The 21,749-nt window shown below is 49.8% G+C and carries 7 protein-coding genes and 1 pseudogene; 3 read left to right on the top strand and 5 right to left on the bottom strand.

From position 1 onward, the window contains the following. Nucleotides 1-70: 70 nt before the first annotated feature. The 5 genes from HMPREF1121_RS06495 to HMPREF1121_RS06475 all read right to left on the bottom strand — a co-directional run bounded on the left by HMPREF1121_RS06495 (nucleotide 71) and on the right by HMPREF1121_RS06475 (nucleotide 16,250). Nucleotides 71-1,243, bottom strand: a complete 1,173-nt coding sequence (locus HMPREF1121_RS06495; RefSeq protein ID WP_044115451.1) for a hypothetical protein — start codon at nucleotides 1,241-1,243, stop codon at nucleotides 71-73. Between the two features lie 27 nt (nucleotides 1,244-1,270). After that, nucleotides 1,271-6,655 (bottom strand): hypothetical protein, encoded by a 5,385-nt coding sequence (locus tag HMPREF1121_RS08755; protein ID WP_044115450.1) that lies wholly within the window; start codon nucleotides 6,653-6,655, stop codon nucleotides 1,271-1,273. A 27-nt stretch (nucleotides 6,656-6,682) separates the two neighbouring features. After that, a complete protein-coding gene (locus HMPREF1121_RS06485; protein ID WP_232223756.1) occupies nucleotides 6,683-9,814 on the bottom strand; it encodes a pectate lyase in 3,132 nt (1,043 codons plus the stop codon). 128 nt (nucleotides 9,815-9,942) lie between these two features. Beyond that, nucleotides 9,943-12,012 carry a fibronectin type III domain-containing protein gene (locus tag HMPREF1121_RS06480; RefSeq protein WP_156946062.1) on the bottom strand — a complete coding sequence of 690 codons (2,070 nt, stop codon included), beginning with the start codon at nucleotides 12,010-12,012 and terminating at the stop codon, nucleotides 9,943-9,945. Further along, nucleotides 12,009-16,250 (bottom strand): hypothetical protein, encoded by a 4,242-nt coding sequence (locus tag HMPREF1121_RS06475; protein ID WP_232223755.1) that lies wholly within the window; start codon nucleotides 16,248-16,250, stop codon nucleotides 12,009-12,011. Before HMPREF1121_RS06475 ends, HMPREF1121_RS06480 begins: the two co-directional genes overlap by 4 nt. A 625-nt stretch (nucleotides 16,251-16,875) precedes the next feature. Here HMPREF1121_RS06475 and HMPREF1121_RS06470 point away from each other — a divergent pair. The 3 genes and pseudogenes from HMPREF1121_RS06470 to HMPREF1121_RS08940 all read left to right on the top strand — a co-directional run. After that, nucleotides 16,876-17,895 (top strand): annotated as a pseudogene (locus tag HMPREF1121_RS06470) (DUF3945 domain-containing protein); the annotation flags it as partial. A gap of 17 nt (nucleotides 17,896-17,912) precedes the next feature. After that, on the top strand, nucleotides 17,913-19,994 hold the full coding sequence (locus tag HMPREF1121_RS06465; RefSeq protein WP_044115448.1) for a type IA DNA topoisomerase: 2,082 nt from the start codon (nucleotides 17,913-17,915) through the stop codon (nucleotides 19,992-19,994). 141 nt (nucleotides 19,995-20,135) lie between these two features. After that, the gene (locus HMPREF1121_RS08940; RefSeq protein WP_369793558.1) at nucleotides 20,136-21,686 is read left to right on the top strand and encodes an Eco57I restriction-modification methylase domain-containing protein; all 1,551 of its coding nucleotides are present in this window, start codon (nucleotides 20,136-20,138) and stop codon (nucleotides 21,684-21,686) included. The last annotated feature ends 63 nt before the right edge of the window (nucleotides 21,687-21,749 follow it).

Here is a 21,749-nt window from a genome sequence, read left to right as displayed (position 1 = left end):
GGGGGCAAACCTATAGTGGTTCACGAGTCAACCAATACTGGTCGGTGGTAGTAACCTATATAGGTTGCTACTACCTCCCCACGATGGGAGTGGGGGCGCAAGCAGCGGAGGCGGTCGCTTCGCTCTGCGGGCGCGCCTGTGCCTTTAGCCGCCATTCCTTTTGGTAGATATGCAGGGTGTTCTCAGCATCCTTTATGTAGAGCCTATTCCCTGCCATCTGTAATGGGAACTGTGCAAGCAGGTGATTACCCGTAGACATCTTTTCTTCCAATGAAATGATATCTCCTATCCAGCTGAACTGGCGAGCCTTCAAGTCGAAGATCCCAGCACAACGGTAGCCATGCGCCTCCCTGTGTCGCTGTGCGATGAACGTAAGGCAATCTCCGTATAGGCGTGCGGCATCGAAATACTCGAAAGCCCTGATCCCTTGCGGATCAACCTCCGAAAAAGAATAGCCCTCGATGATCTTGGCTGTAGCGGCATCAAGGATCTGCACCCCCCAATTGCTGATTAATACGATGGTTTTTTCAGCTTCACGGAAGAAGCACCACCCCAAGCCATCTAAAACGGTGTAGTTGGAATGATCTTCATCAAACCAGCCTCCAGAGAACAGATGCACGGGCTTACCCGTCTCCAGATCCAGAGCTATAAGTCGGAACCAACGGGTGCAGATCCAGAGCAGGCCTTGTGCTATCCCCAGCACCTTATCCAGTTTATCGTGGTTATCGTAGTCGTCAGGTTCATCGCGACTACTTTCGCACAGGGGTAAGTCAAAGGTCCAAAGCACCTCGCCAGAGTAGTTTAAACGACTGAGCTTATACTCGAAGATCTTATAACCGATGACCTCCTCACCCACTTTATACAAGCGGTAAGGGACGTTTTGTGCTAAGAGAGGTTGCCCGTCTGAGACCGAAAGGATATTCTCACTCGCCTCAAAGGTCTTGGGATCACGGACTTGATGCCTAATGTAAGGGCCTACATTTCTATCAAAGAAATGCACCTCCCTCTCAAATACCTTGAGCAAGGTATGTCCCGAATAGATCTCTATAGTTCCATAGCGACCGTACCACGCATAGACGTATTCACCTACAGAAACGATATCAAGAGGAGGTTCCTCTTTTTCAAGCAAGACACCATCAATACAGAGGTAGCCCCGCCCATTTTCCTCATAGGAATAGTCTCCCGTGATGGGGTTAATGCCCTTCACATTTTTGATCTTATCGATCTGGATATATTTATGCATATTATGTAAGTAACTACTTCATTAGAACTACCTCGTTAGTTTAATTATACGTCTAAATATGGGACGTTGCGACAGTTGCTTTGTAGTGCAATATTCCGCCAAATCCTCCCAACGGTTTAAGCCTATATCAAGCCAGAGTTCCCGATTCACATCAAAGACACTCCTTGCATCTTTCGCTATCATACGCTCCAGCTGCTTGATTATTTTCTCCTCATTCATGCCAGGACGAGCTTGCTGAATTATACGTAGTTGCTCAAAGCTTGAGATTTCCCTCAGGTATGCCTTGAACTGCCCCAAGTCTCTGAACATGTCACTCACCGATGCATAGTTCTTGGTATCAACATATACACTGACGGACCTCTTACTGAATTTAGAATAGCCTATCCATTTAATATCAAACCGATGTGCCGCTGTACTGAGGATGCGCCCCTCCAGCTCTATATTTGACAGCTTAACGATATTGGGGCTAACATACTTCTCTGGATGACGGATGACTTCAAGGGTAGTTGCCCCAACCTTGAACTTATCCGTTGTCTGCATCATCTCATTGATAAATGTAGCGAGCTGGTCTTGCTTATCTCTCTGGGCTAGGTCTGGAAGATGCTCATTGACGAGGTACTCAAAGTCATCGAGCAACTCATCCAGCGACTTGATGGATTCTTTGGGACACGACTCATATAGATCCTTAAACCTTTTGACAAAGCCATCAACGGCTTGCTCCAATGTCTTACCACTCGCACTCTTAATTTGCCCGAGGAGCTCTACCAACTGCCGATTCTTACGAATAAGCTCAGGCAGTCTAGGTAGGCCAACGAGTTTTACGGGTGGCACGCCCAAAGCCTTAGCCACAGCAGCCTCCTTGCCACAGAGCTTACTTTCGGCCACAAGTCGCTTAATAGACTTAGCGATACTCACCGCTCTGATGGAGCGATATAGCTGGGCTACACCTACACCACCTTCTGTCCACGCTGCCACATTATAAAGTTGCTCCCAAGCCTGATAGAAGTCTTCATACTGGGCATCATAAGCTTCACTGCTTCCGAGCTTCAATCGCCCTGATTTCAGAGCCTCATCAGCCGCTGCGACTATACCAGAAGCAATTGCGCTATAAGCAACTAACGATCCTCCATCTGTCAAAGGAGCAGATAAGACGGCAGCTGTAATGGCAGCATAGTTCCCCAAGGTCCTTATATCTTGCTCCAAAGCGTTATCAGCAAGATACTGCTGATAGACAGCCGCCAAGAAAGCAGGGATCGTATACTCTACCCCAGCCTTAATACCTAACCCCTTGTAGTCGCGCGAAGCAATAATGACAACGGGCTCGAATGGAGAGACAGGTAGCTGGGTCGTGATATTATATGCTCTAGGGAGACGCTTATCTGAAGTGTGCAGATACTCGCCATGGAGCTGGCCAACAAAGTGTTGTACAAAGGTTATGTGTCCATCCTGGAAGACAATACGTCCCCAAGAGTTAGGGTTCAGCCTCAGATCATAAAGTAGACCATTATCAGCCTGTCTGGTGTAGAAGAAGTTATCACTATCTCGACCAGTCCCAAGGCACACAGGGGTAACAGATGCAAGTGAATACTTCAGCTCATCGAACCCAGAAATGCCAATACCATTCACCACCCCAGTCGTAATCGGGATGGACAAATCCTTATAATATAGCTGTACCCAGTGCCCCAACTCACTCATCAAGGGGAGGAGATCGGGAATGGTCACATCATTATTCCAAAAGCCTTTGCTCTTACTAAAGAGGATCTGTAGCCACTTCCCTCCATTAGCCATAAAGCCATCTCGGAGGAGTGTTAGACGATCTGACTCTGGGGTACTCAAGAGAAGCTTATCAAGGAAGAAGGTATCCCCTACACTCAGCTTACCATAGGAGAATTCCCAGATGCTGTCATCTACATCATCACGAATAAGGCGATTCAGTATCTTTATTCGCTCATGAATACCTACATGCTCGAAGAAACAGGGCTCATCTTGATACTGCTTAAGTAACCCAACAAGCTCATCAAGGTTACCATCAAGCTTGCTCTTTAGCGCCTCTTGGTATCTGCGTTGTAGAGCTACAATATCGCCAGTGTCACAATTAAGAGGGAGCGGTTGCTCTACCCAAGCATCATTACTTGATTTCCTAGAATCCTCACACTTAAGAACCTTTGAAGAGGCCTGATTCCGCTCGATCACACGCAACAGAGCTCGTTTAGCTTGCTCTATCTGCCCCCGCCTCTTGTACTTGAAGACTTCTGACAGATCGCTATAGCGAACGACCATGTAAGCCTTCTTCCCACACTCCTGATCAAGGTTATAGAATAGGTATATAGGGCCCTTCGCTGTCTCCACCGTCGTGGGGTTATAGGGCTTTCCTGATTCAACAGAGCTATAAGTAGCTCGATTCCAAGCGTAGGCCTCTGTTTGACCACTAGGCTTAACAACTATAAACCCAGGTAGCGTCCCTTGCACAAGCTGGTCATTGTATAGACTAGCCACATACAGGCTCCTGCTATCGCGGACCCGAATCAGATCCAGCTTAGGACTCAGCGCGAATCCGGAGAGGAAACGAACCTCCTCTGCGTTATCTGCTACAGTGAAGACGGCTGGATTCGCAAGGACATTCCACTGGAAGGCTGCAAGCTCCTTGCCCGTGGTGTAGTCCATCAGATTGCGTGTCTGATCCTGACTCTTCGCCCCCCCGTACTCGTCATCGAAGGTATGCTGTAGCGTGAAGAGCCCGTGCCCCAGCTCGTGGGCAATGGTATGGCTTAAGGCAGACACATCTCCATTCGGGCTATTCCCCGAGAAGATGTACCCGAAGCGGCTACGACGGGGCATCTCACCCAGCAAGTCCTTCGGCTGAGCCTCCAAGCCTCCTGCCGCGTCCACAACGAAGAGGTAGACGCCATCAAGCGTACCTGCAAGCTGCGTATAAGTCTTCTTCAGGTAATCCATCTCCGCACTCTCCTTCACCTCACGCACACGACCGAAGAAGCTCTTACCGACAATGCTGAGCTTACCGTCGCCGTCACGATCCCAGCTATAGTCCCCACGCATGCGAGCATCCACTTCGACATCGAAGTGAATACCCACCGAGTCGTAGATACTATTCAGCTCGCGCTCTATCTGCGCCTTGTCAAGCTTGGCCTCATTGACGGGTACCAGCGTTAGCTTATGACGCTGCTTCGGATAGCTTACGACACGGAGCTTACCGATGACCTGCCCCTCATAGATCGCATAGACATCATAGCTACTCTGGGCATCCGTTCCCGGGAGCTTGAGACTCCAGGTCTTGCTCTCTTCGTGGAGCTCTGCTGGCAGTGCGGGACTATTAGGAGATGTAGCAAAGCGAACACGGCTAAGGTCAATTGCCTTCTCCCCTTCGTAGCGTGCCGCGACGACATCCTGCTCTCCCGTAGGGATGAGCTTCCAGGGAGCGATATAGTCCTTAGCAAAAGGCTTGTAGTATTCGTCCAGCTTGACGGAGCGCTGGTACCAGGACTCAGTGCCGCTGTCAAAGGCATAGCGTGCCTGTGCTGATGGCTCAAAGCGAACCGGGCCTATACCATGAGCTAAGCGGCTCGCATCAAAAGAGCCGATCCGCTCTACACGCTCTACCTTAATGCCTTGCTTCGTGCCTACGCGTCCCTCCGTTGATGAGGTACCTGATGATGCACCACTGCTACTCACCTCTGACGACTCATCTGGGCTAAGCTGATAGCTATCGCCCTTACTGTCGGTGATGATCATTGGGAAGGCCGAAGCAGACGCCCCTCCCTCGGGAAGGTCGAGCTTAATACGCTGTGGCTTGCCCTCAGCATCGATCACCTCCAGCTCTCCGGTCTCGGGGTCGAAGCTCATCTCGGGCATATCCCCGAGGGCGAAGTCTACCTTACGCTCTCTGATGCGTAGCTTACTTGGCTGGACTCTCTTACCCCCATCATCGATCTTGTCGAGATCGGCAATACCACCAGGCTGATCTGCGTAGATAGCCTCGACAAGCCCATCGATCTGACACTTCTCGATATTGATACGAAGGCGATCAAAGCGAAGGGCCACTCGTGGAAGCTCGATGATAGAGCTGAGTCGTGTCGTGCCACGACCGGAGTACCAGCCATCACCAAGCCCCTGGAGCTGGGTAATCACCATCGGATAGTCACCACCAATGGTCACCGTATCCCCCACTTGAATATCTAAGGCGGGATCGGGACTGAGGTTGGGGCGCGGTGGCTCCTTACCACAGTCGCGCAGAAGGTCTACGTTACTCTTAGGCAGCGTTACCTCCTGAATAGCCGAGTAGATAGGCTTATCGCCCGTGCAGAGCGTGCCCACACGCCATTCGTAGGTCCAGCCGGGCTTCAGCTGGGCAAGAGTCATTCGCTCGCCGTAGGACTGCACCTCACTCCATTCGTAGATATCCTTGCTCGTCTTCGGGCGACAGGCCAGCATATAGCCCGTAGCTCCGACGACTCTATTCCACGAGAAGTCCACCTTAGCATAGCGGGGATCTGCCTTCAGCCCCGTGGGCACGGGGCAGTTCTCATTGAGTGTGAACCAGTATATTTCGCTGAAGCCCCCATGCTCAAACAGTCCTAGCTCATCTACACCATCACGAGCGATAGCCTGCACCTGCCAGGCGTAGCGTCGATTGGGCAAGAGAATCGGCTCTAGGTGAGTATAGTTGAGCGTCGTATGACGCGTGCGTGTGCGGTAGATCTCGTTGCCATAGGCGAAGGCGGCCTGAGGAGCAGCGCCATTATCTGGGAGCTCCTTGAGGACAAACTCATACTCCGTCCCTGCCAACCCTTGATGGCGAGGATACCACTGGAAGCGGATGAAGAGCGGGTCACGATAGGCCACTTGCTCATCACGCTGGGGGAGGTTCAGCATTGGCGGCTGCTTACTGTCCAGATAAGCACGCGCCGTATGCCAAGACGAGAGGACTTGCTGGCTATAGTAGTCGACCACCTGTACAGAAATCTCTGTAAAGCCTGTCGGGAACTGACCATTACGCAGACGTCCGTTGATAAGCAGGCTCTCCGGACGAAGGTAAGGCATCAGGTCTGTTGCCGTCAGACGCGTTGGTACACCCGCCATAAGCTCCAGCTGAGGATACGACAGCTCCTCGCGGGTCTGGGCAAGGAAGCCATTACTCTTGATCTGCAAACGCAAGCGAGCCAGAAGTAACGGCTGCTGAAGATCCCGGTTATGCAGCGTGATGATAAGACGATCACGACTGCCCGAATAATAGTCCACTAAGTGCGGACTCTGTGGGGAGGGCCACTGAACGACAGCATGGATGGGGTAGAACTGAGCACACAACTCCTTCCCTCCTCCACTAAGGAGAAGAGAGAAGAGTAAGACTTTATAGAGTATGGTCCGAGCAAAGCCCGTGTGCTTAGATCTCCACATCGCTATCACGATTATAATCTAAATAAATTAGTTGCCTTGTTTTGTCACCTTGAGCAAAGACCTCTCTTCCCCGACACGAAGCTCTACGGTATAGACTCCAGAGGTATTTCCTCGCAGCTCGTACTCAAAAGTTTTCACTTGCACTTTCTTTAGAGCCTTCTTATCCATCTCTACCATGGTCGGAGATAGGAGGCGTAGTGTAAAGTCTTGAGGCTCTCGGAGCTCAATAAAGACCTTAAATTCTCCTGTCGTTGGATTAGGTGTCACAAGAAACTGTTTGATCATGGCTCCAACCTTATCATCGGGAAGAGTCACACTCCCAGCAGGTAGTACCTCGATACGCTGGCTAACAAGTGCTGAGCAGTCTCCAAGATAGCCCTCAAGTGCTACTGTGTATATACCAGCAGAGTTCATTGTGAAGATAAGCCTCTCGTCACTCTGGCTCTTGACAACTGCCCCGACAGGGAGGTGCCATTTTAGTCGATCAGCCTTGATTTGACTGATATTAACTACATGGATCTCTGCTCCTAGGTCTACAGAGCTTGGAGCTGTAATATCAATGGGTAGTTCGGTCTGACTCTCACGGATTATAACCTCAGCGGAGGCTGTGCAACCGCCCTCATTGGTCACGATGACACGATAAGTGCCGGCACGGCTAACGCTAAGCTCTTTACCAGTTTCGCTGAGAGGCTGACCATTACGCAACCATGAGTAGCTTACATTCTCTTGATTGGATGTAGCTCGGAGATTACGACTTTGATCTTTACAGAGAGTAAAGGCTTCGGAGAGGCTTACCTTGAGTTCATCTGGCTGTGTCAATCTCAAGCGATAGCGTAGCGTACATCCAGCAGCATCAGATATCAGAGCTACATATTCTCCAGCCTGGAGTTTATCTCGTTGACGAGTAGTAAGACTAGGACTATCCTCCCAACGTATCGTATAGGGACTCGTACCTCCACTGATATTGAGTTTGATGCTACCATTAGAAGCTCCAAAGCAACTGGGGTGCACTAATTCTGGTCGCACAACAAGGGCGTCAGGTGAAGAAACCTCTGCTGTAGCATCAATAGTACAGCCTCTACTATCTGTAACACGAAGGAAGTAGGTACCTATTTCGTTAACTCGAAGACTTGAGTTGGTTTCACCCTCCTTGTTCCACTCATATGAATATGGAGCAGTGCCTCCCGTGACAAGCGCTTCGATAGAGCCTTCTCCTCCACTACAATTAGGGCTGATGACCTTAAACTTGAGGCTTAGAGCCTCAGGCTGAACTAATGTAAATATGGTAGATAATACACTAATGTTATTAGCATCTGTAATCTTCACTTGATATTGTCCTGCACTAAGACCACGAGCGATACTATCTGTTTGTTGACTTAGCTCTTCGTTAGAACCATTGGTTAGCTTATACCAAGTGTAGGTGTAGGGCAGACGGCTCGCTATATGGGGCTTGCCACCCTTAGCATGTGCTGTTATCTCTCCGTTACTATCTCCGTGACAGCTAACGAAGCGACTTTCCTTAACCTCAACACCTAGGGGAGGAGGAGCATTGAGCGTTATATCAAGCTTTGCTCGACAACCACAAGGGGCATTCTTATCCTCGGGGGCGAGAGCATCAAAGCGGGCATCCTCTACAATGACCTGATATTCTCCTCTAGATATATTAGATAGAGTGTAGATATAGGCTCCCCCATCGGGGCGTACAGAAGTAGGGGTAAAACTGCGGCCATCCGACAGACGTATGATACGAACCTGGTAGCCGTTAGGGAGTGGAGTTCCCCCTGAGGCTCTAAAACTGATGGAGCCATCAGAAGAGTTATAAGCTAAGGGACTTACAACAGCTTCCGCCAAAACAGATACAGCTTCGGAGGGCTCCGCTAGAGTGACGCGGTGTATGAGCTCATTGCCTCCACCGTCTTTGGCGAAGCAATCATTGCTATCATAAACCTTGAGGGTATATTGCCCTGCTGGAAGGCGAGAGAAAGTAGTTGTTGAGCTAAACTCTTGGGTACGGATCTCCGTCCCTGAGGCGTCAAGCAGATGTGCCTTGAAGCGCCCTGTTCCGCCCGAGGCCGTGAGTGTGATGGCACCATCAGTGCCAGCGAAGCAACTCACATCCTTCTTGGTAAACGAGTGTGTGATGGCAGGTCGCTCGGCGATGGTCATATTGATGACATGGCTAGGTGCTTGGGCGTAAGCAGCTAATCCATTAGAGTGTGTCCCTAAGAGAGCGAAGGTATAGCTCCCTGCTGTGAGCCCCCGAATGTAGAAGCCATTATTGGCATCAAGAGCCTCAATATTATCTACCCTCTCCCTGATATTCCCAATCAATCGAGCAATTCCAACAGTTTCATTGGGCTTCAGTGCTCTATCCAGTCTCACATAAATAGAGGCATCTTGAGAGTTATGACAACGCTCTTGTTGCATCTCTGTCGAGATAATATGAGGGACTGTGAGTGTAGGCTTGAGCGTGATGATCTTATATTGACTCTCCGTGCGTGCCTCATCGGTGATAGCGTTAATGCGAAAGGCAATGGATTTGCCACTCACAATCAAAGCACGATAGTCGGCCTCGCTCATAAGGTCTTCGCCCTTAAGCGTAACAACAGACTTACCCTCACTATAAGATACGCCTGCTGGTAGGGGGACCCAGGTTGGGTCTCCTACTATTCGGTACTCCCATTGATAGGTTGCCTCAACGAAACCTTTTGTTGCCTTGAGGGTAATAGGATCTTTGTCTGGCAACATACGATTAACACCTACTTCCGACCCCTTCCCCTGGTTGTGGAAGTAATGGAGGTTAATAGAGACGGGGATGAGCTCAAGGTGCACCATTAAAAGCATCTTATCGATGAATGAATGCCCTTGGTCTCCGTGGTCAAAACTAAGATTAATATAAGGCAATGTCCTGTCTAAGATTTTGTAATCTTGGGCATAATACTTCTTCGCTCCAATTCCAAACAAGGGCTTCGTTTCTTTTTTACTCCAGATTCTTATCCTATCAGGAGCATTTCCATCTTCATTCCTATATTCTTTGACGATTGTTGGAGGTTGCCTGCCCCACCAAGGAGAGTCTTTTACAGGGCCGTGCTGAAATTTACCTAAGAGCTCCTCTTTACCTTTAGACGATGCAAAAAACTCAAAATCTAGCCAGCCCATAGGGTTACTCCCCGTATTATGCACCCTGTCAAAAGACAGAGTTAATTTATACCTCCCATTGTTCTGAGCTTGGCTGGAGAGTATGATAATAAGCCATATAAAGACTATTTGTAGGATTTTCTTTCGCATCATAAATTTACGCTTCTCTTAATCGTTTGCGGCTTGCTGCCCTTATGCTTGACTACAAGGGTATAAGTATTGCTCTTTCCCTGTTGGGTTTCACTGTCTACGACTTCTCCCTCGGCAGGTAGGCTATCACGATAGAGGTATAAGCGTCCTTGCTTATCTGTCTTATAGAGAGCTACACTTATGAGTGCTGGAGCTTGTGTCTTCCACTTAATAGCTATTACTCCTTCTGGCAGGGTACTGAGGCTAAGATGGCTATCTACCAAGGCTTTTTCACTTATCTGAGCTCCGATAGCGACTTCTTGAGACAGCACAGAGAGAAGCCTCTTACTAGAGTAGGCTTGCATCTGATAGATGTAGCTCTTCCCTGGTTCGTCTTTGATGCGATAAGTTCTCTGGGTCTTATCATCAATCTTCGCGACTTGGTGCAGGGTATTACTTCCTAGCTCCTTCCTAAAGATGATAAAACCTGTAAGGTATGGGTCATCTGCGGCTTCCCAGTGAAGCACAGTATGCTCCTTATCATGCTCTATACGAGTAATACTTGGTGCCGTGGGTGCAAGTACATTAGGTTTTAATGCCTCAACAAGCTCTGATTGCTCTGATTGATTGTAGCGATGATCAAGAGCTGTCAGGGCATAGTACACCTTACTATTAAGAGATTGCAGACTGACGCTGTCCTGATATAGAGTATCTCGTATGGCTACATCTGTAATAGGGATTAACTCTTCTCCCTTATTCTCTCCTCGGTATAGGCGATACCCCAATATGTCAGCCTCTTTATTAGCACTCCATTGTAGACGGACCTTACCTAGACTATCTACTTGAGCTCTTAGTCCAGTTGGCTTGCTCGGGGGAATACTATCAATCGGCTGCAGAAGGATGGGTAAAGATTCTCTTGATACCCCTCTCTTAGGCTTAGCTTCTATCTTATAGTAGACATATTTCGCTTTAGGAATATCTATCGTATAGCTCCTTACGGAAGGAGCTAGTCCCTGTTTCAAGGGAACATACTTCTTATCATTGGTCGAGTGTAAGATACTGAAGCTCTCCAAGAGGTCTTCTTCCTCTGGGGAGAATGTCCAACTCATCTGCGCCCCACCCTTCTCATTAAAAGAGGCAGAGCTAATCATAGGTATCGTCTTAAGACTTGGATATCCAGCTCCTGAAACAACTATGCTATATGCGCTCTTAGTACCAAAAGGAGTAATCCCAGCTACACGATAGTAATAGGTCTGTAGGTTAGCAATGCTATCCGTATAGGTAATCGGAGCATGTGCACTCTTTTCCCCTTTGGACATACGAGTAATAGGCTCTGGGGTAATAGGAGTAAAGGTATGTCCATCCTCACTCCTCTCGACGATGTAGCTATTATATAGGTGTACTAATCCATTGTAGTCCCAAGAGAGTTGAGCCGATGCATCCCCGAAGCGAACAGAAAGGGCTTGAGGCTTGACTAGCTGGGTATTCTGCCCCATGATGACGAAGTTTAGCCCGGCCTTGATTGGATTCTTCTTGTCTGTACTGAGTGAGATGACCCTATACAGGTATCGCTCTCCAGGCTTAACCGTTGTATCCTCCCACCCCCATCCCATAACCTTGGCAACAGGAAAGCATAGGTCGGCCGCATAAGCCGAGAAGAGATAACGCTGCTCTCTTTGCTCATCAAGAGCTATAGCCTTGGCCATGGGGTTATCTCCGAGACCGACCTCAAAGTCCTCCCCAAAGACAGCTTGTGCCATCACTAAGCCCATAGGATATTGTGTGGCTATAGCCTTGAGTTCATCGCTCTCTCTTGGCTTGAGCTCAGCACCTAAGATATGAGCCTCGGGGCTTGGTAGTATTTGTCCATTACGTGCGATAGTCAGACGCTCTAAGCGAACCCCATGCTTGTTCAAGCTTTCCCAAGTTTTGGCATCACTGGCAATCCATCGCAATAACACTTTATTACTATGGACTTCAGTCCTTACCTTAATGCTTCCCTGTGACTTCGTTTGTGCCTTGAGCATAGCCGACAGGAACAAACATATCCCAAGGGTAAGGAGCCTCATACCCCATCTTGCTTGTTTCATCGCTCTGTGTTAAACTTGAGATTGTTATTATAAAGGATAGGCATCGTTGAGCTTACGGTACCGTCAGGTAAGACATAGCTCACGAGAGCCTTATACTTGCCATGTCTGAGTACGGGTAAAGTTCCAAGGGCGAAGCGCTCATAAATACTACGCCCCACTAGCTCTCGGTTATTGACCACAAGCCCCTGTAGGTCGCTGAAGTCAGCAAAGACAACATGCGAAGCTAAGAAAGTGAAGGGGAATCGATAAGCTTGCTTATTGAGAGTCCCGTCACTCAATTTAGACAAGAAGTATGGACTTGGAGCAAAGGCATAATAGGGTGGTACACCATAGGGTTGCTCACTACGATAAGTTAACTCAAGACCAGCAAAGGGATAGCCCTCATAAACTAAGGGGTAGACGGTCTTCGCAAAATAATCCTCTTCTAGCGTTGCTTTGAGTTGAACAAGGGCTCTCCCTTGTGTTTTCTCTACCCCTAATACTTCAGCCTCATCAAAAGCCTCATCAGCTCGGACATCCAGTTCAAGAGGATAAGCTGAGGCTTCATCATAAACAGCAAAGCCATCTTTAATCTTGAGGGCGTCCATCTTTTCCTTGAAGGTACTGTGCTGACTTGTACTGAAATCATAGCTGAGGATAGCTTTCTCTAGGTTGCTAGCCACAAGGCGCTCAGCCCTATCACCTCCAATACGCACACTTAAGTCTTCGCTATCAAGATGAGTAGTAGAGTTACTCTTAGTACCTTCTTGCCCCTCTTGAAGTCGTGCAGTGTAGGCTAGGCTCAGCGTGTAGGGAGTTTTCTTTCTCAGGCTGGGAATAATAAACTCTAGTCTATTCTCACTCTCGTTGTAGTTGAAGTCCGTGGACACTCGTCCACCCTCTTCGTCAAGGAAGCTCATCTTGTAGTCAAAGCCCTTCTCAAAGAGGTACTTTTGTCCCATCTTGAGCTGCACATAGCCCTTGTTACTTTCCTTGGGGAGGAAGTATGACTGGCCTACAACTGGGTAAGCATAAACGACATTGGCAAGAGGGATTTCACTGGGAGCCCCACCCGTAGTGAAAGTATGTGTCTTCTCTTCTATTGCTGGTTTACCCGAAGTCACAACTTGATGCCAAGAACCATTTATAAACTCTTCAAAGCCAACACGAACACTTGCCGTAAGCTCTGTATTTGGCGGAAGGACTTCTTTAGCCTGCAAGCTGAGCTTAGTCTTATCATCACCCCACACAAGTTGAGCTGCAATGCTCTTGCCTTCCTTGTCCTTAAGGTCAAAACTTTTGAGACTAATACGATAGATCTTATTTACACCACGCTCGTCTGAGGCCTCAAAGGTTTTACCCATTGCAACATTGAAGGTTGCTTGAGGTACAGCAAAGACGCTTACTTCTCGCTCCCCGATAACTGGCGAAAGATCGTTGATCATTGGTTCATCTACGGGAGATGAGCCTGGATTGACGACTTCACACTCTTCGCCGATACTTAGCTTAAAGCGAGCATGTCCCTTCACAAGCCCAAGCACATTAAGATTTACGCCAAGGTATCCCTTGAAGAAGGTTGGATCAGGTAGGCCTGCTTGTAGCAAGGCGGCCGCACCTCCCCTAATGACAGGGACACGCACACGCACAAACCACAACTTAATTTTCACACCTAACTCGCCTTGCAGATAGGCATAAGCCTGCCCTTGAGCGTACCAGCCATTCAGACCGATTGTCCCAGAGCGGCCTCGACATTGTGCCTGACCATAATCCTTGAGCATCACATCAAAACCTAAGCCTGCATTAAAGTTGGCATACATGATAGCAAACTGAAGGTCACCAGTACGCACTCCCAGTTTAGAGCCAAAAGCGAAGCCTTTACCTGTACTTAGAGCGTCTAAATTACGCCCTAGGCTCAGACGGCTAATATCTTGCCCTATAAGATTAGCTACTTCTTGCGGAGGAGTAGGCATACCCGGAATACGGCTTCCTGCCATTAGGTAAGCATCACTCTTAACAGCGAGAATGCTACCAACATTTAACTTCAAGCCAATAGGAGTCGCAGGAGTCCCTAGATGTAAGTACCACTCCTTAGGATCAATATGCAGTACACCCCTTCCGGCAAGTCCATCAGGACCAGTGCCTGCGATTACGCCAGCTGGACTTGACACATAGACTTGGCTCACGGCGTGTAGGCTACTATTGTTCAGATCCAACTGCATAAAAATAGAACCTGAAATATTAGCCCCCTTAAGTGCTTCTGGTAGTTTCTTTATACTTAAAGCCCCTAGAATGTTCTCAAAGTCACCACCCTGCTTCAGCTGTTCTCCTAAGTTGCTCGGAATGAAACGATGTTGTTGCTCTATCCTCTCTTCTGCGGACACTTCACCCCTAAGATCTTTAGGGAATTGGGCATAGCCATAGAAACCGACCATACTTAAGCCTCCAGAACGAGAAAAAATTATCTCTAGGGCAGCCTCACCTTGTGCCGTTTTGCTGATTTCAAATAATGTAGATGCCTTGAATCCGAGTCCCTTACTCTCATCAGGCACGTACTGAGCACTTCGGAATTTGCCACCCTCGGCACTTTGCCCTTCAGCTCGCACACCATAAGTAAGAGCTCCCCCAATACCATTGAGGGTCATAGGGGCAACAAGCGGTATACCTTGAGGGAAAGTCCCTAGGCCATCGGCATACCAATAACTATTGCTGTCTTTACGACCAAAGCCTGCGCGGACTTTCCACGAAACATGATTAGTCTTGCCTAAACCCAGCGATAAGAGAAGATCCCCAGTAAAGCCATTCCCATAAATTGCATCGTCGCGATGCCAATTAAGCTTGCCTACCAGACCAATCTTGCCCGCAATTTTAGCATCAAGGGCAATCTCACTGACGTCCATACCCTCATAATACCAGACATTATCGCGATAAGCCGCTCGTAGCGTAATGTTTGTCTTTCCTGAAAAGAGATTTTTCCCTAGGCTGAGCCCAGCCCCTAGTGTCAAATGAGCACCTCGTTCATTAGCTCCGAGTTCTAACTGGTGTATGGAGAGAGGAAAATCTCCCAGCTTAGCCTCACCCTCGTATCCCAAAGCCTCAACGCTAATATAAGGTGCTTTGGTAGTTAAACGAAGGTTGCGAAATTTTAAGCTCGCCAACTTAACGGACTCAGAGCCGTTTAGACCATCAAGTCCTTCGGTCTTACCAAGAGCCATCCGACCATGTAGAACGGCCTCTGGGACAAATTTGTCGTCTATTAAATCTAGCTTAACATAAGAGCTGGGATCTAACTGAGCCTCAGCATTAAAGATTGAGAAGTTCAAACTAGAGTCTGGCCGAACAACCAATGTATAACGGTCGTTCATTTGCATAAAACCCTCATAGGCTAAGGTTGTTGTTTCCCCTTTGAAAGGCAAGCCTAGGCGGCCTTTAAGCTCCGAAGACACTAGCTCGCTGGCTACAAGTTGCAACCCAAAGTGATCCACAGAGAACTTCCAACCGCTGGCACTCCCTTTATCCAGTTGCAGAACATTATCCGCAGCAAATATCCCTGTAATGCCATTATCATCAATTAATAGATTCTCGGCAGAGAAACGTGCATTAGAAAAAGCTTTAGGTAGAGTCACGGAAACACTCTTAGCGTATACCCCCCGCCATAGTGTACGCTCATCTGGTAGAAAACCTTGTTCATATTCCCTGGGGAAGTCTATATCTTTAGAGTTGCGCACGCTACTGAAGTCAAAGACCACATCGTTAGCATCAAAAACATAGCCCCTAAGTCCCTTTATTTCAAAAGAAGGTAGGCTCATCGATACAAGTAAGTCGTCCCAGCTTTCTATGACTGTGCTGAAACGACCAACTACTTGTTCACCATTTATCGCTGATGATATCAGAGAGGTTGGAAAATGTACCTCTGCATCTAAAGCTAAGTTTTTAAAGCCATCACAATTGATGGTCATGTAAGTATTGCTCTCAGAGACACCTCGAGTACGATTGAATCCGCCCTTAAGAACAAGGGATGTATTACCTCCATTGAACGGGATCTCTATATCTCGGAGAAGTGATAACTTGACTTCATCAGCCAAGCCTCCTGAATGAGTACCCTTGACACCCTCTGCGCCAAAGAAGAGGACTAACCTACGACCATCACTTCCCTGTGGAATAATGGCTTTTGCATAAACGGCAAGTTCACTATGGGCTGGCCCCAATGCAAAACGATTAACGGCAATGGTAACTTCCATACCGCTAATCGTTCGCTTCATTCCTATGGGCAAATGTGCCATAGGCAAGTCATTATAATCTAAGCTCTCAACATAGGCATTGCGCTGAGCTAGATCGGCAAAAGTTCGTTCTACAGCCTCAAGTTGCCGTTGAGTATTCTGAGAAGTTTGAGCATATCCCCCGTTAGGTAGATAGAGTAGGCAGAAGAAAATTAGTAGAATTAAACACCTCTCCAGAGAGAACTTAACGCCCTCAGCACCTCTAGACCTCTCCTTTTTTGAACAAATCTGCAGACTCATTAATACAGCCTAAAACAAACAACAATTACGATTCGCTACTTACGTTACTCAATGCGAATTTACTTATCATTTACCAATTGGAGACTATTGCCGAGAGTCCTGCCCTCCATTTATTGCGCTAAGGTATCGCGAGCCTAGCTCCCCGATATACCTCTCCGAAGCCTTATCGCGAGTATTCCTCTTATCCAGTGGAGGAAAAAGTGCCATTCTCGTGAAGGGAAAAGCACCTTCACGTAGTGGTTTTACTCTATCTATGTACGTAGTCTTAAAGACCAGGCACGTAAATCTAAATATCCACATACGTAGATATTAGAGCCACGTACGTAGCCCAAACTTATCTGCCACTCGTCCACAACTTTTATCCATACGCGGAGCAACAACTATCAATCCCGAACAGATCGACTGGCGTATGCTTGAAGACCTCGGCCTCAGTCGCGAGAAGCTCGAAGACAGTGGAGCGCTAGAGAAGATGCTCTCCTGGCAGAAGAGTGACCTCCTCCCCATCGCAGTACCCTACAGCAACAGCTCGATCTACACCGAGGCACGCCTAGCGTTCCGCACCGACGACAATGGTAACATCGGACTTGCTGTTCATGCCATGCGCAAGGAACCCCAGCTTGACTTCCCCTACATGGGCTACAAGTTCAGCCCCGAAGACAAGGCACAGCTCCTCAAGACGGGCAACCTAGGCAAGACCATCGAAGTCGTCACCAAGCAGGGAGAGCTCTTCGACGCCTACGTATCCATTGACCCACAGACCAACGAGCTCCTTGCCCTACGTGCTGACCGTGTATCCATCCCTAAGGAAATTAAAGGGGTGACGCTCTCTGACCAGCAGTACAAGGACCTCGTCGAAGGTAAGGCGGTCAAAGTAGAGGGTATGACCTCCAAGAACGGCAAGTCCTTCGACGCTACGCTTCAAGTCAGTGCCGATAAGAAGGGCATTGAGTTCATCTTCGACGACAGCAAGAGTCTTCGTGAGCGTCAGGAGCAGTCTCTCTACCCAGGGCAAAGCCAGGGCGCTCCCCGTAAACTCTGTGGACTTGAGCTGACCGAAAAGCAGCGCGAGGCTCTTGACTCGGGACGCACCCTCTACCTCAAGAACATGGTCGACAAGGAAGGCAAGCACTTCAACGCCTACGTCCGTATGGATAAGGAACAAAACCGCCCCCGCTTCTTCAAGTACAACCCCGAGAAGAAGCAAGGGAAGCAGGAAGTCGAAGCCGTGGCCGAAGGACACAAGACCCAGGTAGCAGTGAACAACGAAGGCAAAACCAACGAATCGACCAAGCACCTCAAAGAGCCCCTCAAGTCTGAGCAAACAGAGCCCACAGCCGACCAGAAGCAGAAGCAAGAGCGTAAGGCTCGTCGTGGACATAAGCTTTAAGCCAAAGACACAAGACCATGACGACCTGTATCATCGCAGAAAAGCCCTCTGTAGCACGTGACATTGCGCGCATTGTAGGGGCTACACACCAGCAAGACGGCTTCATTGAGGGTAAGGGCTACCTCGTCACATGGGCATTCGGTCACCTCATCACCCTAGCCCTACCCGAGCACTACGGACTCGGGACATACAAGGCCGACGAACTCCCCATCCTCCCTCAGCCCTTTCAGCTCATCGTTCGACAAATCCGCAAAGAGAAATCCTTCGAAGACGACCCGACAGCCCTCAAACAGCTGAAGGTGGTCCGATCCTGCTTCGAGCGTGCCGAGCAGATCATCGTCGCCACCGATGCAGGAAGAGAAGGAGAGCTCATCTTCCGCTACATCTACACCTACCTCGCCTGCCGAAAGCCCTTCCAACGGCTATGGATCTCCTCCCTCACCGACAAGGCAATTCGGGAGGGACTCGCCAAGCTCAAACCTGGGGAGCAGTATGATGCACTCTACCAGGCAGGCAAAGCTCGTAGCGAGGCAGACTGGCTCGTCGGCATCAATGCCAGCCGTGCGCTCTCGATAGCTCGCCGTGGAGCCTATTCGCTGGGGCGTGTACAGACCCCGACACTCGCCCTAGTATGTCGTCGCTTCTTAGAGCATCAAGGCTTTTCATCCCGCCCCTATTGGAGACTCCATGCCACAATTGAGCAAGACGGCATCCTCCTCAAGGCGCTTTGTCAAGAGCGCTTTGAGATCAAGGACCTTGCCCAAAGCGTCCTGAAAATACTAAGTGGTCAGCCCCATCTGAAGATCCTATCGGTCGAGAAAAAGTGCACCGAGACCCGACCTCCTCTCCTCTTTGACCTCACCACACTTCAGAAAGACGCCAACCGCAAGCACGGCTTCTCGGCCGACAAGACCCTCTCGCTAGCCCAAGCTCTTTATGAAAAGAAGATCATAAGCTACCCACGCACCGGGAGTCGCTACATCAGCGAAGATGTCTTCGAGACGATCCCCACCCTACTCCATCAGCTAGGTATCACTCTTAGCCAACCGCTTAATCGGCATGCTGTCGATGATCATCGGGTGACCGACCATCATGCTCTCCTCCCAACAGGTGAGTCCCCCGAGGGACTATCTCCAGAAGAGACGATGCTCTATCAGATGATCCTCAGCCGATTTATCGAAGCCTTTGCTCCCAACAGCGAAGAAGAGCGTATGCAGGCGGAGCTGAGCGACGGGACCTACCGCTACAGTTGGCGGGCTACACATAGACTGTCGCTGGGCTGGAGAGCTTATTCGCAAGACGGAGGAAAGGACAAAGCAGAGGCGACAGACGACGAGGAAGAGCTCCTCGAACAACTCCCCATGCTCACCGAAGGGGAGCACTTACCCCTTCGTCACTCTGAGATCACGGAGCATCAGACCAAGCCCAAGCCTTTGTTTACCGAAGCCTCCCTGCTCTCCTCCATGGAGCATGCTGGGCGGGAGCTGACCGATGCTGAGAGTCGCAAGGCGATTGCCGAGTGCGGACTCGGGACACCTGCTACCCGCGCAAGCATCATCGAGACACTCATCCTACGCGAACTCATCCGTCGGGAAAAGAAGACGCTCATCCCCACAGAGAAAGGGCTGTCCGTCTATCAGCTCGTCAAGGACCAGGAACTAGCCAATGCCGAACTCACGGCCAACTGGGAGCTCACCCTCTCAGCTATAGAAGCGGGGAAGGCTTCTGCCGAAGACTTCGCTCTCCGAATCAGAAGCTACACCACAGACATCTGTCACAAGCTCCTCGCCCTGCAGGCTGAAGCCCCAGCCTATCCCTCCTACCGCTGCCCGCTCTGTGCCCAGGACTCTGTGGGCATCTTTGCCAAGATCATCAAGTGCCGCAACGAGACGTGTGACTTCCACATCTTCCGTGAGATCTGCGGGGTAAAGCTCACAGAAGCACACATCAAGGAGCTCCTTACCAGTAGACGGACCTGCCTCATCAAAGGCTTTCAGAACAAAGCGGGCAAGAAGTTCAATGCCCATATCACCCTCCGAGGGGACGGCTCAACGGGGTTTGAGTTCGACTCCAATAGCCACCCCCACAGAAGACGCTAACGATCCTCTGGAAAGCGCCTTATAGACTGCCGAAAAGTGGCTAATCTTTTGGGCAAAAGATTAGCCACTTTTCGGCGGAACATTAGTGACTTTTCGGACGACCTCTAGAATCCCCCCCCCCTCAGAAGCACAAACTCAGCTATGCCTTACAACAAGAAAGCCGTACTTGCGGCCAATACCCAAGCGATCCGTATCATCCTTCGCCTCGAGAAAGAGCAAAGGCTAGCCACCGAAGAAGAGCGGATCATACTAGGCGCCTACCAAGGCTTCGGAGGGCTCAAATGTGTACTGAATCGCACCGAGCAGCCCGAAGATATTTGCTACTGGGCAAAGTCCGAGCAAGAGCTCTTCAAGCCCACCTGCGCCTTGAAGCAGCTCATCTACCGAGAAGCTCCCGATGCTCTGATCGCCAAGCGCTACTGGGAGAGTATCAAGGCTAGTATCTTGACCTCCTTCTATACCGACACGCGCATAGTCTCTGCCATCGCCACAGCCTTAGCTGAGACCGGAGTGGAGTTTCACTCCTGCCTGGATCCATCATCCGGGATAGGAGCCTTTGCCGATACCTTTGCTCCTTATGTTCGCCGTGTTGATGCGCTCGAAAAGGACTTACTCACGGCTCGGATAGCCCAAGCACTCCATCCCCTTGGAGAGAGCAAAGTCACGGTTCGCCAAGCACCCTTCGAATCCCTCGGTGAGCTCGCTGAAGCGGACCGGTATGACCTCATCACAAGTAACATCCCTTTCGGTGACTTCATGGTCTATGATCGAGCCTACTCCAAAGGGAAGGATAGCATCAAGCGGGAAGCAACACGCACCATCCACAATTACTTCTTCATCAAGGGGCTGGAGAGCCTACGAGAGGGTGGTGTCCTGGCGTTCATCACGTCGCAGGGATTGCTTGACTCCCCCTACAACGAGATCTTCCGACGCTATCTGATGGAGCAGAGCCGACTCATCTCGGCCATTCGCCTACCCTCAGGCATGTTCTCAGAGCATGCCGGAACCGAGGTCGGCAGCGACCTCATCGTCCTGCAAAAGCAAACGGGCAAGGGGATAACGCCAGGCGAAGAAGAGCGCTTCGTACGTACCGCAGCCGTGCCCAGTGGCGATGGCTTCTCCATAGCCTTCTCCCACAACTCCCTCTTAGAGGGCTCATGGGAAGAGGTCCGCTCGCATACGATCGCGACCGAGCGAACCATGGGAACCAACCCCTACGGGAAAGCTGCCTGGGTATACCAATTCGATGGCGACATGGACGAGATGGCTGATAGTCTACGGATACAGCTTGCTCAGGATGTAGCACAGCACTTCGATCGAAAGCTCTACAACACAGGAGTAGCAACGACTGAAGAAGAGCGCCAAGCAGAAGCCGAGAAGAAGCTCCTCGCTCTCGGAGTGACCGTAGGATCTCCGCAGAAGGAGGCTCAAAAGAAAGACAAAGAAAGAGACGATGCCTTTAACCTGATGCCTAAGGCCATCGAGAAGAGCCTCCCCCAGCTCTACAGTACAGAAAACGAGCTCCTTGGTGATCGTACCGCCTATGCTCGCTACTTCTTCCCCGCTGGAGCTTACACCGCCTACCTCCTGGAGTACGACCCGAAAGAGCGATCGGCTTTGGGGCAGTTACTATGGGCTATGGATGGGAACTCGGGAACATCTCACTCGATGAGATGGAAGAGGTCAGGGTAAGAGGGCTACGCATCGAGCGAGATCTCCACTTCTCTCCCACTAAGCTCCACCAGATAGAAGAGC

The organism is Porphyromonas sp. KLE 1280 (genome assembly GCF_000700805.1).
In the GTDB taxonomy this organism is placed as follows: Bacteria; Bacteroidota; Bacteroidia; order Bacteroidales; family Porphyromonadaceae; genus Porphyromonas; species Porphyromonas pasteri.
The sequence above is the reverse complement of the archived record's forward strand: the minus strand, read 5'-3'. Positions and strand labels throughout refer to the sequence as shown.

Coding starts and splice junctions, on each gene's coding strand:
- HMPREF1121_RS06485 (WP_232223756.1), bottom strand. CDS start 9,814: ATGGGCTGGCTAGATTTTGAGTTTTTTGCATCGTCTAAAGGTAAAGAG.
- HMPREF1121_RS06465 (WP_044115448.1), top strand. CDS start 17,913: ATGACGACCTGTATCATCGCAGAAAAGCCCTCTGTAGCACGTGACATT.
- HMPREF1121_RS06480 (WP_156946062.1), bottom strand. CDS start 12,012: ATGAAACAAGCAAGATGGGGTATGAGGCTCCTTACCCTTGGGATATGT.
- HMPREF1121_RS06475 (WP_232223755.1), bottom strand. CDS start 16,250: ATGAAGCGAACGATTAGCGGTATGGAAGTTACCATTGCCGTTAATCGT.
- HMPREF1121_RS08940 (WP_369793558.1), top strand. CDS start 20,136: ATGCCTTACAACAAGAAAGCCGTACTTGCGGCCAATACCCAAGCGATC.
- HMPREF1121_RS08755 (WP_044115450.1), bottom strand. CDS start 6,655: ATGTGGAGATCTAAGCACACGGGCTTTGCTCGGACCATACTCTATAAA.
- HMPREF1121_RS06495 (WP_044115451.1), bottom strand. CDS start 1,243: ATGCATAAATATATCCAGATCGATAAGATCAAAAATGTGAAGGGCATT.